The sequence below is a fragment of the Pedobacter sp. AC212 genome (assembly GCF_979258625.1).
This window is the reverse complement of sequence record NZ_OZ409870.1, coordinates 2,244,716-2,260,212: the sequence shown is the minus strand read 5'-3', so window position 1 is coordinate 2,260,212 and position 15,497 is coordinate 2,244,716. Positions and strand designations below refer to the sequence as shown.

The 15,497-nt window shown below is 43.0% G+C and carries 9 protein-coding genes; 1 reads left to right on the top strand and 8 read right to left on the bottom strand.

What is annotated here, in order from left to right; translation table 11 throughout:
* Positions 1-39: 39 nt before the first annotated feature.
* Complete coding sequence (locus ACZZZC_RS09705; RefSeq protein WP_463487086.1) at positions 40-591, top strand: cysteine hydrolase family protein; 552 nt, start codon at positions 40-42, stop codon at positions 589-591.
* A 276-nt stretch (positions 592-867) separates the two neighbouring features.
* Here the strand turns inward: ACZZZC_RS09705 and ACZZZC_RS09700 are convergent, their stop codons facing one another.
* From ACZZZC_RS09700 to ACZZZC_RS09665, 8 genes are all read right to left on the bottom strand, one after another.
* Positions 868-2,139, bottom strand: a complete 1,272-nt coding sequence (locus ACZZZC_RS09700; RefSeq protein ID WP_463487085.1) for a family 43 glycosylhydrolase — start codon at positions 2,137-2,139, stop codon at positions 868-870.
* A gap of 64 nt (positions 2,140-2,203) precedes the next feature.
* Entirely contained in the window at positions 2,204-3,982 is a 1,779-nt protein-coding gene (locus tag ACZZZC_RS09695; protein ID WP_463487084.1) for a GH39 family glycosyl hydrolase, read from the bottom strand.
* Positions 3,983-3,992: 10 nt separating this feature from the next.
* On the bottom strand, positions 3,993-6,971 hold the full coding sequence (locus ACZZZC_RS09690) for a glycosyl hydrolase 115 family protein (RefSeq protein ID WP_463487083.1): 2,979 nt from the start codon (positions 6,969-6,971) through the stop codon (positions 3,993-3,995).
* A 111-nt stretch (positions 6,972-7,082) separates the two neighbouring features.
* Complete coding sequence (locus tag ACZZZC_RS09685; RefSeq protein ID WP_463487082.1) at positions 7,083-7,646, bottom strand: hypothetical protein; 564 nt, start codon at positions 7,644-7,646, stop codon at positions 7,083-7,085.
* A gap of 65 nt (positions 7,647-7,711) precedes the next feature.
* On the bottom strand, positions 7,712-8,500 hold the full coding sequence (locus ACZZZC_RS09680; protein WP_463487081.1) for a family 43 glycosylhydrolase: 789 nt from the start codon (positions 8,498-8,500) through the stop codon (positions 7,712-7,714).
* 32 nt (positions 8,501-8,532) lie between these two features.
* Positions 8,533-10,398 carry a hypothetical protein gene (locus ACZZZC_RS09675; RefSeq protein ID WP_463487080.1) on the bottom strand — a complete coding sequence of 622 codons (1,866 nt, stop codon included), beginning with the start codon at positions 10,396-10,398 and terminating at the stop codon, positions 8,533-8,535.
* A gap of 179 nt (positions 10,399-10,577) precedes the next feature.
* Positions 10,578-12,272 (bottom strand): RagB/SusD family nutrient uptake outer membrane protein, encoded by a 1,695-nt coding sequence (locus tag ACZZZC_RS09670; RefSeq protein ID WP_463487079.1) that lies wholly within the window; start codon positions 12,270-12,272, stop codon positions 10,578-10,580.
* A 16-nt stretch (positions 12,273-12,288) separates the two neighbouring features.
* Positions 12,289-15,495 carry a SusC/RagA family TonB-linked outer membrane protein gene (locus ACZZZC_RS09665; RefSeq protein ID WP_463487078.1) on the bottom strand — a complete coding sequence of 1,069 codons (3,207 nt, stop codon included), beginning with the start codon at positions 15,493-15,495 and terminating at the stop codon, positions 12,289-12,291.
* Positions 15,496-15,497 lie beyond the last annotated feature (2 nt).

Below are 15,497 nucleotides of genomic sequence, written 5' to 3'. Positions count from 1 at the left end.
TGTCTCATCAATGTTTGAAACAAGTAAAATATAAAAGCTATGAGCAAAAAAGCATTAATAATTATAGACATTCAGAATGATTATTTTGAAAATGGCGCCCTTGAATTGGTAAATCCCTTGGCAGCAAGTTTGAACGCTGGTAAAATATTAGCACATTTTAGAGCGAATAATTTACCAATTGCCCACATACAACATGTTTCGGCTAACCCAGAAGCCATGCCGGTCTTTGTGGAGGGAACAAAAGGGATAAAAATCCACGAAAATGTGAAACCACTTGATGGAGAAAATGTTTTTCAAAAGTTTTATCCAAACAGTTTTAGAGATACAGGTCTTTTAGACTATTTAAAAGAAAACGAAGTATCAGAAGTGATCATTACCGGAATGATGACGCACATGTGTGTAGATGCGACAACACGTGCTGCATTTGACTTTGGTTATAAATGTACTGTCATCAGTGATGCCTGTGCTTCGAGGGACTTGGAAATTAATGGAAAAACAGTGAAAGCGGATGATGTGCATCATGCATTTTTAGCTGCACTAGCATTCATCTATGCAGAGATAAAAAGTGCTGAAGCGCTTCTGTCGGCATAAAGTTAAAGTAGATATTAAAGCACCAAACTGAACTATTGTTCAATTTGATGCTTTCTTGGTTTACGTACCCTTCAGCTGATAGTTAGTAAAATATTGAAAAGTATCACAGACTATATGAATGATCTCTAAAAACGAAAGGATCAAGTAAGCCAGCTATTTACTGCGACATGGCTCAAGTCAATATAGAGAGAGTTTAAATCCTCGGATGATCAATAGTTTATTGGTTCCATAGCGGTTACAGTTAAGCCAATCTAAGTTATACTCTTCCTTATTTCATCATTTTTTAGATTTACTGCTAACCGGTTTGATTCCTTGATGGGTCGGCGTAATGATTTTGATGGCTCCATCGTCCTCAAATTCCATTCTGTCAATACAGACTTCGCGATTATAACCAGCCTCTCTGCCCATATGGATTCCATGGGGGAAACTGAACCTGTGATAGATCATGTACCACTCATTTTTCCCTTTCACTTTGATAGTTGAATTATGGCCAGTCGCATATATCCCGTGCTCATCGATCCTACTCAAGATAATATTATCTTTCGGCGATATGATGCCCGAAAGCGGTGAAGTGGAAACGCCATATCTTACTCTATAATTTGGATCCCTGGTGTCGTTCTCGGACCAAAGGAAATAGTAGCGCCCGTCCCGATAAAAAACATGTGTGCCCTCAGTATAGGATTTTGGTGTGAGTTCCTTTATCGTCTCTTTTTTAATTGAGATCATGTCGTCATTGAGTTCTGCACCAGCCATGAAGCCATTTCCCCAGAACAGATAAAATTTACCCGTTTTGGGATCCTCAAAAACATCAGGGTCAATGGTTTGACCTTTTTTTAAAAATCCTTCTGGTCTGGTATCCAATAATGCTTTACCGGTATCTTTGAAAGGGCCCATGGGATGGTCTCCTACTGCAACCCCAATTTTCTTATCGGCGCAATAATAATAGAAATAGCGGTATTTACCTGAAATTTTTCGTTCGATAATAGCAGGCGCCCAGGCGTTACCTTTTGCCCAGCTGACATCCTTCAAATTCAAGACCTCCCCATCATCCCTCCAATTGGCCAGGTCAGGGGAAGAGAAGGATTTAAAATAAGTTCCAGACCAATTGGTGAAACCATCACTGGTGGGATAAATATGATATCTTTTTGTCTTTTGTGAATAGATGATGTCCGGATCAGCGAATAGACCTGAGAGCACAGGGTTTCCCCACTTTTTGATAAAAACCTTCCATTCTTTTTCGCCTTTGCCCTGGATTGACATCCTGTATAAAACGGGTCCAGTATTAAAGCTTCCTTTTCCACGCGAAAAGCTAACCTTCGCAGTTGGAGTGATTTTAAAGTCAAATTTATCAAGGTTAAGATCCGGATGAACCGGGATGGTGATGACTGAATTGACCGTATCGATATCAATGTTATTCAATTTTACTCCTTTCGCCCTGGAAGTGTAAAAAAGCTCGAACAGAGCAGAGTCTGTCCGAAACTGTTCCTGTTGGGCTGCACAATTCCGGGAGAGTAAGATTGCGATGGCAATTGTAAAAATAATTTTCATGGAATTTTTCGGAAAAACGCCTCAGCTATCGGAGGCAAGTGAATATAAAAAATAAAGATAATGGTCACCACTTAAAATGAAGCAATGCTACTGCCTGCCTTTCCAAATTGATTTCGATCTCCAGTTGTCCATTCCCGACATTCATCGCTTTCGGTGCTGCTGACTGGGCGAGTTGACCTGATTTTTGAAGTGCCCTGATCTGTGCGGTACTGGGATTCTGTGGGGAACCCATTTTTTTCCATAGTGCATAGGAATTACTGTGTTTACTATCGATCAGGTATGAAGTTACGGTCATTCTTTTTACCTCAATTCCCTTGAGGTAAACTTTAACTTTCTCCGCCGCTCCGGGAATATCCAAGTCATGATAGTTCCAAAGCAAGATGCCGGCTGATTTATCATCTTTTGAAGCTAAGGCTCCAATTTCTGTGGTTCCTGTGCGAACACTGCTGTCCACGACAATGCTCAGCGATCTCATTCGACTTGCATCCACCCAAACACGTTGACCGGACATTTTGCCAAACATGCGAAAAACATTTAGCACAGGTTTATCCACTCCGTTGGTTGACAGGTCTCGAAGCCCTGCAAACCAGGGCTGGTCTTCAAACTCGAATGACCAGCTCACTGCCCCTAAGAAATTAATGCCGTATTGATCTGCAAGCAGATATTTCCTGGCAAAAGATGCCGCGGTATAACTACTGAACATGGTTCCGTTTCGATAAGCATTCTGCGGATCAGTTGCAATTCCACATGCCGCACATCCTTCCGGATCACTCTCTCCAATAACAATAGGTATATTTTTAAATTCAGGAAATGAGGAAAGCATTTCAAATCCACTGGATATGTCCTGAAGTTGTGTAGACATATCCATTTCAACCACCCCATTTTTCAACCTGGGTTCTCCTTTTGCGTGAAAAAGAAATAAATCCAAGGGTGCTCCTTTTTCTCCTGTTGCATGGTTAGCACCGTTTTGACAATGCTCCAGAAAGGCCTTCATCCATTTTCGGGAACCTTCTTTGCGCGTCTGGGCAATATTCAATCCACCTATTTTTGCAGTGGGCAAAGCGCGTTTTACTGCATCGGCAGTATAATCATAAAGCTTAAAATATTCTTCCATCGTTCCGCGCCAATATCCCGAGGGTTCATTCCAAAGCTGCCAATACCAGCTTTCCACTTCCTTTTTACCATATCGGACAACGCTGTGATTTACCCACTGAAAAATTAGTTCAGCCCATTTATGATAATCTTTGGGTGGGTAAGCCCATCCTGTGATGAGCTTACGAAAAGGATCACCAGGCTTCCAATCGTGCTGATAGGGCGTTGGCTTGGTGGACATCGCCTCCGGCATAAAACCAATCTGGACAAGGGGTTTCATCCCTCTTTGCACATAACTGTCAAAGATCCGGTCAATGATTGCCCAGTTGTAGACAGGATTCCCTTTGGCATCCTCTGTATATGCATTCGTGGATCCCCATTTTAGCGCAGGTTGTCCGTTACCGGTGGTCAAAAGATTATGTGTACGAACATATACCGGCACATCACTTAGTATGGAAAGTTCTGAGAGCAGTTTCTTTCCATCCTTCATGTAAGTATAATTTGGCTCATCGTAACCAAACCATGACCAGACAGGACTCATCTGCCCTACTGGTCTGGAAAAGTCAACGGCAACTCGAGCTGGATTAGGCCTGTTGTCCTGAGCAAATGACTCAGGCAATACCATTACAGAGAGGAAAAAAATCAGGATGTATTGAGTTCTTTTATTGCTTATCATGGTTTGAAAAGGTTTTTTAATATTACTGGCGCATGCGGTCAGGCTAGGAAATAAGAAAGTTGGCGCTAATATCATGAGCTAAAAATCAATGCCGCTGATTGGGCACGCCGTAAAGTCCAGGCGAACCCAGATCAACGAAAATTCTGTCTAGAATTACGCCTGGGTCAATTTTGTAAATTTTTAAGGTATGTTTTCCCGCTTTCATCCAGATCTTTGGTGATTGTCTAATGGCAGAATTGGACAGTACATTTTCTTTCCATTCCTCGCTCCTTCCTACCGTTTCAAAATTCATAATCTGAGTTCGCCCATTATCTATACTTAAGCCATAGCGCATGCCCAAGGCTTTGTTTATGGGATGGGTAGGCAACGTAAAAACAGATACAACCGCAGAGGTATCCTGAAATGTCTGGAATTCATACTCAATGAATGCAGCGCTATTAAAATCATCACCATCCTCAGTGGCCTTCTGCGGGAAAGGTTCAAGTGGCAGCGCCTGCAGAGATGAACCGGTAGACCCCAAATCATTAAGTAGTGACCATGTTCCATTTTCCCCCGCAGAAATGCGAGCATAGGCTGCAGCAGGTAGGCTAACATGATGATTGTTTGCGAAAATCAGGCGTTTGTTTAATTTTGATATATCCTGACCATAACTTAATGTCACATTGATCAGATATTTCACAGCACCGTCACTTATTTCTATAATACCTTCAGTGGAAAGCTTGGGAACCTTTGAAAAGTCAACACTTACCCACAACCTTTGTTGACTAAATTGCCCCTTGCCGTACAGTTCGACTTTTTTATGCTCCGGAATAATCCAGTCCGCAGAGGGAGTGATGCTGATTTTAGCGGAGGGTGACTGCAACAGAAATATGTCTATAAAATATTTTTGCTTATTCTTTCGGTCGAAGCGGGGAAGCATGGACTTGTGTTTTACCTCAGTTGCCCCTTCGGGTAAAACGCCCCATAATCCAGGCTGTTGGGCGATTGGCCTAAATTTGGGAAGGTCATATGCTGGAAGGTTTCTGGGGTTCATAGACATCATATGCCTCCATTTTCCATTTGCCAGGGTATCGTTATATTTTTCAGTGAGTTTTAGTATCCGCTCATAGGCGCCTCGCGATAGGTTTTCGAAATAACCAGTGATTTTTCTACCCTGCCTGGCGTATAAATTTGCCTTATCAGCATACAAAAACTTTTGGTTGATCAGGGATGCGCCAGTAAGTGGATATTCAATGAGTTCATACCAGGCATCCTTGCGATTTGAAGGTACATGTTCACTTAATTTCCTGGCCTGCGCCTCCAGCGATAGATAAGCATCAACTCTTTGCTGCCCCTGATCTCCAAAGGCGGTGAGGTTATAACCGCTCTGTTTGGTTGGGGTGGTGGGCTCCGTCTGACTCCAGCCCATAAATTCCGGCCTGCGCTCAAATGCAAGTTGATAATATTTCCACATCAATTCATTCAGCTGTGGAGCCAGTTCAGCTCCAAATATCTGACCAAGCCACTTTTGCTGGTGCACCCTTACATCATTAGCTTTTATAAAGGGCGTGATATCGTAGGCCATGTCAGTAAATAACTGCAGGTCATATTCCGCTGGTTTGATATCCCCGATATTGATCACCCATAAGTTACGTGCGCCTAAGAGGTAAGCTTTAGTCATTTCTTCTCTGATCAATCCAGGATGCGTGCTGGATAACCAAAGGTAATCATGCGGACGACCCCAGTAAGATGCATGATAGTAAACGCCCGACCCTCCTTTGCGTTTTTGTTCATCTTCATTGCTGAGTCTTTGAATATATCCATAATTATCATCCGGCCACACCAGTGTGATATCTTCAGGCACTTTCAGCCCGGCCTCGTAATTGTCCAACACTTCTTTATAAATCGTCAATACCTGCGGTACCTGATCAGCATCAGGATTCACATGTCTGGACAACAGCGTCCGTTGGTCTTTAAAAATATTCTCCAGCACGGGAACGGCCTGCTCTGGGCTTTCCACGCCCTCCATAGCGCCGTCGTGAATGCCCCTCATGCCCATGGTATAGATGACATTGTTGGATTTACTCTGTTTGATCCTGCTCTCCCAATATTCGTACACTTTTTGCCTGTTGGACAGGTAATTGAAATGCCCCATCGTTTTTTCATCCCACTCGCCGACATTGTTTCTCAACATTGGTTCGGCATGTGAGGAGCCTACAATGATTTGAAAGTCCCTGGCCATGGCAATATTGCCAGGATAGGTGTAAAAAGCCTTTGTACTGGGATGCATCGCCGGCCAGATCAGATTTGCTTTGAGACGAAGGAGGAGCTCAAAAACCTTTTGATAAGTTTTTGGACCGATGTCGCCGGTTTCAGGTTCAAATGTTTTGGCCGCCCAGGGTTGTAATCCCCAATCTTCATCATTTATAAAAATCCCTCGATATTTTACTGTCGGTTCTGCTGAAGTGAGAGACGGGACATCCATGAGCAGCTTTTTTTTTCTTACCGGAGTGACATCCGCCCACCAATACCATGGCGACACTCCAATTTTTTCTGAAATCGAAAATACTCCGTAAGCGGTTCCCCTGACATCACTTCCTGTTATCACCATCGCCTGATTAATACCTTTTACCGGATTGCTGAGAATTTCCAACTTATAGGATTCCCATTTACCGTGCAGGGATGAAAGTTCTGTTTTCAATCCCTTAATTAGTATGGAATTAGCCGTACCGATTATAATGACTTTTCCTTTTGCGCTGTTCAGGTTATCATAAACCTTTGGCCGATATCCGAACACGGCATGTATATCATTTGCAAGCAGGTTGGCACTAATGGAGTTAAGTTTAGGATCATCAGGTGCATACACGATTGAAAGATCATTTTGCTTACTCTTAAATTCAAACTTTTGGGCCAGGGCAACTTGTGATGTGAAAAGAAAAAATATCAAAGCTAAAATTTGGATGCATGATTTAAACTCACATTGAATAGGTTCAGCGACGAAAAAAGATATCGTATCAACGCTGTATAAGATCGATGTGGATCGTGTGTTATAGCATTTCATCATTTTATTTTTTTTCTTTAGCATGGTTCATTGTTATTTTCTGTATGCGCTAATCCACCAATATTTGATGTGCTTAAAATTAATTACACTGAAAAATCAGGTCTTTTAAAAACAGCAATACCGAATATTTCTTTTTCAGCGCTTAATGATAAGCTTATCGAAAGAGAAAGATGTACCGGTACTTCCATATAGATTTTTTCTTTTGTCTGACCAATTACTTTTCTCTCCTGTGATCATTGCAGACAATGTGTATTTTCCCTTTTTGAGCAAAGGAGTGATGTATTTAAGTGACGAATTTGGATACTTACTATAATTATCCACGAGATTTGATAGCAGTACTTTCCCTTTTGCATCAATGAGCTCAATGTTAACGTACCCTCCGGAAGGACTGGATAAGCCATAAAGGGCAGCTTGTCTACCTTCAAAGCTAACTGTAAAGGAGTTGCCTTTGACCGCTGCAGTACTTAATGGAATACGATCATTAGTCAGCTGCCATTCCCCCTTATATCGGATGCGGTGATGATCATTATTAACAATCGTGTCTCCGATGATATTATCTGGAACAAACTTGCCGTTAGGGCTTATTCTCCAGCTATCATACCATTCGGACATCGACAGGTTTGTATCGAAAAAACTTAAAGGTTGCCAGACATAAGTAGCTGCACTGGCCTGCTTCGGATAGGACCATCTGTCACCCATGAACATAAACGTAGTATCTTTGGTGCTTATGATCGGTAAAACGAAAGTGGTCTGGGAATTCCAGGTTAGGGTTCCGGGGGGGAGAAAAACCCTTTTTTGATCCATGGACCGCTGAGTTTATTTGATGTATAATAGTAATTGTCGTTCCGTTCCCAGCTGGTCAAATCTGAGCCTAAAAAATAATAGACATTGTCCTTTTTTAACATGGCGGGCGATTCAAATCCCGGCGCCATGTTCCCGTTGACCTTTTTAACAATACTTTTATAGTCCGAACTGAGTTTATATATCTCTCCTCCATGAATCAGCAGATACCCTGAGCCGTCATGGTCCTGAAAAGTTCCCATATCCCATTTGCGAATCGCCTGTCCGTTAAACATCAACGGACCCCGAAACCGGTAAGGCCCTGTAATGGATGATGATGTGGCATAGCCGATAAACTGATCGGTATAACCCAAAGTATCTACATGCATGAACATCACATATTCTCCCGTTTCCGGGCTCTTCATGACTTTAGCGCGTTCGCCGATTCGCTTAGGGCCGAGTTTTCCTGATGTTTGCCTGGGAAGTGCCAGACGCTCGAATTTCCAGCTGATCAGATCAGCAGAAGAATAGCAGTTAAAACCTTCAAAAGCATTGCTGGTGTCTGAATGTTTCTCTCCAAATAGATAATACCTTCTACCCTCTTTTATGATACAGGCGCCGTGTGCGCTCAACGTGTTGCCCTTATCATCAACGAGTGGAACACCTGAATGGATCGCCTGATATTTGTAACGCGGCTGTGCGCTGGAAGTAAAAGGAAACCACAGGGCAAGTATTAAAATCACCCGCATTATTCTATTGATATTACTTTTCATTTTTTCTGCTATAGATCAAAAAATATTTATGATTAATACTCCTTTAACCGACGGTTATACATCATGGCTGATATATCTCTTGCGGCATTTATCATTTCTGGATATGGCCGATCGCAGATATCCACAAAACCAATCTGGTAATTTTCTCCATCATTTCTGGCAGAATACACCTGATCACTATATTGAAACCAGTGTGCGCCGACAAACCGGGGATCTTTAATAGCCTGATTAAGAAAGTGCGCATATACTCTACCGCGTTGGGTCTGGTTGGATACTGCACGCAGTCCTGGATGGGGTAATCCCCTATCGAGCGCACCGAAATGGTATTCCCCGATGATAATCGGCCGATCCATTCCATCGGTTTGATTAAAATCTGAAACATTATAGTCGTAATGGTTGATACTGATCACATCGCAATACTTTGCTGCAGCTTTGAAAGCGATTAGGCTGAAGTTTGGACTATTGGTCCGGCAGCCTAGATAAAGCTTATTGGGAGCCACCGAATCAAGCACTTGCTGTATCGTACTGAAATAATCATTTACCGCTTTCTCCGCATTTTTTATCGGCCACCCGATTTCGTTGTCGACAAAAAATCCAATACACCATGGATCATTGACGGCAAGGGCAATGTCCTGGCGACTGAGTTTTTGAGCAAATACCCTGCGCAGTTCCTGCCGATCAATATTGTCAGGGAGCGGATTGGAGATGCCGGATCTAATTTCAATGGTATAGGGAGTTTTATTAAAATGATACAGATAGGGATCTGAATTAGCGGCCAGAGTATTTACTCCCCAGCTTCTCAACCTTTGATGAGCGACCATAGCAATGGTGTCACGAAGCTGATCTGACCATGGTTGAGCATATTTACGCATGAGATTGGCCCGCAAAAAATCGCCATCTGGGGGGATGTGCTCAAAATAATGCTCCCGCTGGACAGTAGGGGTCCGCTGCGAAGGACTGACAATATTAATTCCATTGGACCAAAAGAGCTTGCCTAATGGATCTACAAGCCACCATTTGCCATGGTATTTTTCAACCCGGAAATGTCCCGAGGCATGCAATGTGGGACCATCGCCCCAGCCCCCATACTTATCCCACCCGTGTGGTGATGGCTTTTGCAGCAATTCCGCTGATTCGGTATATTTCTGATCGTATATATTTTTGACGGATTTGACCTTCCCAGACCACTCGTTATAACGATACTGCCCAAATTCGTCTAAGAAAGGGAAATAAGAGTCGCTGAGCACCAACGCTGATGGAAGACTGTAATTTCCTGAGGCACGTATAGCTATGATGCCAATATCGCAATCCTGTTGGGAACGGGTTTTAAAGATGCTGATATTGGTAATTCTTTTTAGGTTTAAATTTTCTTTTCGCCGTACGTATCCCCCCGGCAGACCGTACATTCCATTAAAGTACCGACCAATATATGAAGGCAGACTGTCAGCCGATCGGCTTAAGGTAATCAACAATGTATCTGTCTCTCCCGGCTCAAGTATGATCATGCTCCGATAGTAAAATTTGGCGCCATCTGCCAAAGTAAGTCTATGATTATTAGCATCTGAACACTGTGCCTCAATGGCAACTGGAATTGCCCCGAAGTTCTTCAGGGTAATGGATATACCGATCGATTGAGACAAGTCGACTGGCGGAAAGGAGAACTCTGCTTTTGCCCGCTCGGCCTTGTGCCCAAGAAAAAGCCGCATTGCTGATTTTCCTGCTAATTTGACAACTTTTGCATCAGCATCAATCAGGGTTAATCGCTGCCCGGTTTTTAGCTCGGTAGGGTCAATAATTTGCGCAGCATGTTTTAACTGCGCAAGCGCTGGTGGAATCATTAAAAACCATATTATCAGCGCTTTGGCTGAGTGATTTATATATTTCGGGAAGTACATCATAGTGCTCAAGTATCTTTTATAAGCGATCAGCAAGTAGAAAAAAGCAGCGTTGAAGCCCGGTGCGTCAGTGAATGCTAAATTGCATCAACCAACGCATGGACTTCTTGAGGCGTCACAAAGTCAAGACTGTATGGATTGCACGTATAGCGCCGATTATATTTTTTAAAAAATTAAATTTCTCAATATCCATTATTCTGTGGATAGCCACCTGTGTTCCGGTCAATAAATATCTGGGGAATCGGGCGGAGATAGTATTTATCCAAAACGCCAGCGGGATTGGCATTCTTGGTCAGAATATTCTGGCTAAATGCACGTTCCAGTCTACGGGTACGTTTTAAGTCAAACCATCTTTTGTATTCACCGGCCAGCTCGCGAGCACGCTCGTCCAGAATAAAATCGATGTTAACCTCAGCTGCCGTAATGGACAGTGATTGACCTGATTTTGCTGCGCGCTGTCTGACTGCGTTGAGCTTATCTGCCGACTTGCTCAGCTGACCGCTTTTAAAATAAGCCTCTGCAGCAATCAGATAGGTTTCGGCTAAACGAAACAGAAAGACGTCTTTTGAACCGGTGTATAGGTTTTCACTACTACTTCCCGGAAGGGCGGCAGTGGGATCATAGAATTTATTAATCATCGGAAATTTCTCTGCTCCACCAATGCCAGCAAATGCCTGTTTCCATTGGTCAAACCTGATTACCTGCACATTTGGGTTAGCCACTTTTAGCGCTGCTTCATCCGCAGCACTGAATAGCTGATCGGGATAGGGAAAGAAGAATCTTAAATCGCCGACTTTAACGGCAGTGGTTCCTAATACGTCTGCTTTGGTCGCAAAAAAACGGCTCAAAAAGGTTACATCATAACGGGCATCTGCAGTAGTATTGAATAACGTATATAAAAATTGTGTAGGCATGAATTCAGAGCTACGGCGATTATAGTCTTTTAGCGATGAAGTTTCATCAAAGCCTTTTTCACGCCATAATCTCCAGCCAAAAAGAATATTTTGCCCATTTCCGGCTCCGCCTGGTAGTGGCTCATACTGAACAGCAAAAACAATCTCACGGTTGCGTTCATTGCCCGTTCTAAAAACTTCGGCAAATGTTGGCTGTAGGGCATAGGATGTATTTGCGATCACTTCTTCAGCCAACAGGGCTGATTTTTCAAAGTCTGTGCTTACTGCAAATGTCTTATACCCCCTGGTCAGGTGCAATAAAGAAAGAAAGTGCTTTGCGGCAGCCTGCGTTACCCGGCCAGTTTCTACCTGGGTCGGATTTACGGATAGGTTGGGAAGCGCGGCATTGATTTCAGAAATCATGAACTCATATATCTGCTGCTCTGTACTTGGTTCAAAGCGTGTAACCGGAGCAGTGAACTGCTCTTGGACCAAGGGTATGGCGCCAAAATTTTCCACCAGAAGATAGTAAAAATAGGCGCGAATAAATTTCACTTCCGCTATCCTGCGATCTTTCTGAGCCTGCGTCAGATCCGGAATGCTTCCGGCAGTGTTTATTGCGGTATTACAGATCTGAATACCACTGTAGGAGCGGGTAAAGAAGTTGCTGATGTAGGAGTTGTCAGCGGTAAGCGCCCTATACTCATTAATCTGAATTGCTGGAGGCTCATTGGAAACACCGCTGACCAGCTCGCTTTCCCCACGGGTAATTAAATCTGTTCCCCATTCAAATAGCGCAGGATTTGTACTATAGATTGGTTTCAAAGATGCATAACAAGCATTAACCAATGATTCGAAACCTTTTGCGTCCTTATAATAGTTTTGAGCGGTGATACCGCTCAGGTTTTCTTCCTGAAGGTATTTTTTACATGAGGTAGTACTGATCACCAGAAGTGTGATCAATAAATAAAATATCTTTTTCATAATAATGAGTCAATGTTTAAATACCGATATTCAATCCGAATAAATATGTTGATGTACTAATCGCTGTACCGTATGTGTTCTGAGAAGCCCACTCAGGATCAAATCCCTGATAATCCGTGAACAGCAGTGGGTTGTTCGCCGTAGCATAGATCCGGACACTGCTTAAGCGAACCTTTTCCACTAACTTTTTAGGAAAGGTGTAGCCAAGGGTGATATTGTTCACGCGGAGAAAATTAGTTTTCTGATAGTAAATTGCATTTACAAAAGGCCCTGGATTCCCGGGTTGAAAATTTGTCTGTGAAGGGTTGGTTGCTGTCCAGTAATCAACTTTCAACTGATTATACACTTGATTGTAATTTTTGAAACCCCCATCAAAACTGCTATTGAACTGTTCCCCCTGACGGGTGTAAAGTAAAACATATAGGTCCAGATTACCATATTTGAATGTATTTCCAAATGAGCCCGTCCAACTTGGAATGCGCTTACCAATAATCTGCCTGTCGTTGGTATTGATTACCCCGTTTCCGTCACGATCTTTAACTCGAACCTGACCGGGACGCTGACCATAACTTGCAGCCAGTGCAGCCTCATTTGTCTGCCATATTCCCTCAAATTCATAATCATAATTCACCAGCACGGGATGTCCGATGAAGAGCAGGCTACCCAAATCATCTTTCTGCCCATTTGCCGTTTCCAGCACTTTATTGGAATTGATGTCCAGAACAAAATCAGACATCCAGGTAAATTTGCCCAGCTTTAAGTTGATGGTATTCAGCCCAACTTCGAGTCCCCTATTTCGTAATTTGCCTAGATTATCCAGTACTGACGAAAAACCAGCAGGTGGTGGAAGCGGACGGTTACCGATAATATTGTCTATTTTACGGTCATACATATCAACGCTTCCGGAGATCCGGTTATTGAAAAATCCAAAATCTATACCAAAGTTGATCTCTTTAGTGGTTTCCCAGGTAAGATTTTGATTGGCCAGACGATTTGGTGAGTAACCTAATGCTAAAATACTTCCAAAGTAATAGCTACTGGATCCCAGGGTGGCCTGTGTATCATATGGATTAACCCTATCATTACCGGATTTTCCGTAACTCAGACGGAATTTCAAGTTGCTGATGGCAGAGATATTCTTGATAAATGTCTCTTCCGACGCTCTCCATGCTAATGAGGCAGATGGAAAAAAACCCCATTTATTGCCTTCGGATAATCTGGATGACCCGTCTGCTGTTCCGGAAACCGTTAATAAATATTTATCCCTGAACGAATAGTTCACTCTTGCAACGTTTGAAACAAGATTGAATCTAACATAATTCGAGGTTACCGTTGGCCCCCTGAAAGTTCCATTTGGATCGGTATTGGTTGCAGAACCTAAGTTATACCATAAAGATCGAAACGGAAGGTTGTATGCTGATATTGAGCCAGTCTCTGAGCGATCATTCTGAACACTGCTTACTGCGGTTGCTGTTATTTTGTGCACATTATTAAAAGTCCGCTCATAGGTAAGCTGATTGGTCCATACCAAAGTAAGCTGTTCACCTGTTGTATAGGTTCCGGCGCGATAGCTTCCGTTTCCAGCACCTTCTTTGGATTCAATATCAAAAAACGTCCCGTTTCTTGATCGGTAAAAATTAGGAGACAAACTGGTCCTAAAAGAAATATATTTTAAAGGATCAACCTGTAGATACAAATTTCCGAACATCCGGTAGTTGCGATTTTCCCGAAGGTCATTTAACTGATCAAAGAGTGGGTTTGTGACACCATCGGCACCCAAAACCCTAAATACTGGATTTCCCGCTGCATCATTAGGTGAAATAGTCGCCGGTAGACGATATGCAGAACGCAAAGCCTCCGAGCTGCCCAAATTTTGAAGGTTTTGGTTGGCGTAAAAGCTAATTCCTGCCTTGAAGGTATTGTTGATGGTCCGGTCGATGCTTCCCCTGAAAGAATATCGTTTAAAATCTTCCGGAGAAACATTTCCTTCTTCCCTGAGTAACCCTGCACCAAAAGAAAAACGCGTTTTATCATCCCCCCCACTCACCGCAAGGTTATGGTTCATCTGCAAACCATTTTGCTGCACTAAACCCGGCCAGTCTGTAAATGTGTTGGAACTGGCGTATGATGGAAGCGCATTCAAAACGGTGGCCGTTGCTCCTCTGCCCCTTAAATATTGTTCTTCCAGAAAAGTACGATACTCAGTCGCGTCAAAAAATTCAGGCAGATTATTAGGTCTACGACTACCCAGATAGCCATCATAGGTAATCGTGGTTTTACCTGCCTTGCCTCTTTTCGTGGTGATGATGACGACCCCTTTTGCACCGCGGGAGCCATAGATTGCCGTCGCCGAGGCATCTTTTAATACATCCATTTTTTCAATATCAGCAGGATTAATATCATTCAGCCCTGAAGTTGTGGGTATGCCATCAATAACCAAAAGGGGAGAATTGGCTCCTGTGAAGGAACTTGTTCCCCTTATACTCACACTGTATCCGGACCCGGGTTTTCCGACATTTTTGACCACGACCGCCCCTGGTGTCTGTCCCTGTAGTGCCCCAGTTGCATCGGTTGTTGCTGCCCTGGTAATTACGCTGGAATTGACAGAAGAAATTGCCCCGGTAACATCAGATTTTCGCTGCGTGCCATAACCCACAACGACTACATCTGTCAAATTGCCCGCAGATGGCTTCAAACGAATAGTCAGCGTTTCCTCACCACCCACTACAATCTCTTGAGTGATATAACCGATATAAGCGATGGTCAACACCGCATTACCAGGTGCATCGATTCGGAAAGCCCCATTGGCATCCGTAATGCTTCCCCCCTTTTCCACACCTTTGATTTTAATAGTGACTCCGATCATGGGTTGACCGGTTTCATCGAGCACTTTTCCTGTGATCAGCGCTCTGAGGTTTTCCGTAACCTTTGGAACAATGACAATCAAATCATTTTCCAGATGTCTATATGTAAATGAAGTACCTTCCAGAAGTCTGGTAACCAAACTCAAAACTTCTTCATTTTGCGCATTGACTACTTCAAATCTTTTGGTAGGAATTTTAAATTCCCCAAATAGAAACCTGTATTTGGTTTTTTTCTCAACTTCTGAGGCCACTCTTTTGAAATCTACTGACTTCAGATCAAGGCTTACTCTGGACTGTGCATATCCGGTTGCAAACAACTGAAAATTAAACGCCACAATCAGCAGGAGGGTCAATTTCATAA

What these genes read in the sequence shown, in the direction of transcription:
- ACZZZC_RS09705 (WP_463487086.1), top strand. Translation starts at nt 40, where the DNA reads ATGAGCAAAAAAGCATTAATAATTATAGACATTCAGAATGATTATTTT.
- ACZZZC_RS09700 (WP_463487085.1), bottom strand. Translation starts at nt 2,139, where the DNA reads ATGAAAATTATTTTTACAATTGCCATCGCAATCTTACTCTCCCGGAAT.
- ACZZZC_RS09695 (WP_463487084.1), bottom strand. Translation starts at nt 3,982, where the DNA reads ATGATATTAGCGCCAACTTTCTTATTTCCTAGCCTGACCGCATGCGCC.
- ACZZZC_RS09690 (WP_463487083.1), bottom strand. Translation starts at nt 6,971, where the DNA reads ATGCTAAAGAAAAAAAATAAAATGATGAAATGCTATAACACACGATCC.
- ACZZZC_RS09685 (WP_463487082.1), bottom strand. Translation starts at nt 7,646, where the DNA reads ATGGGTGACAGATGGTCCTATCCGAAGCAGGCCAGTGCAGCTACTTAT.
- ACZZZC_RS09680 (WP_463487081.1), bottom strand. Translation starts at nt 8,500, where the DNA reads ATGAAAAGTAATATCAATAGAATAATGCGGGTGATTTTAATACTTGCC.
- ACZZZC_RS09675 (WP_463487080.1), bottom strand. Translation starts at nt 10,398, where the DNA reads ATGATGTACTTCCCGAAATATATAAATCACTCAGCCAAAGCGCTGATA.
- ACZZZC_RS09670 (WP_463487079.1), bottom strand. Translation starts at nt 12,272, where the DNA reads ATGAAAAAGATATTTTATTTATTGATCACACTTCTGGTGATCAGTACT.
- ACZZZC_RS09665 (WP_463487078.1), bottom strand. Translation starts at nt 15,495, where the DNA reads ATGAAATTGACCCTCCTGCTGATTGTGGCGTTTAATTTTCAGTTGTTT.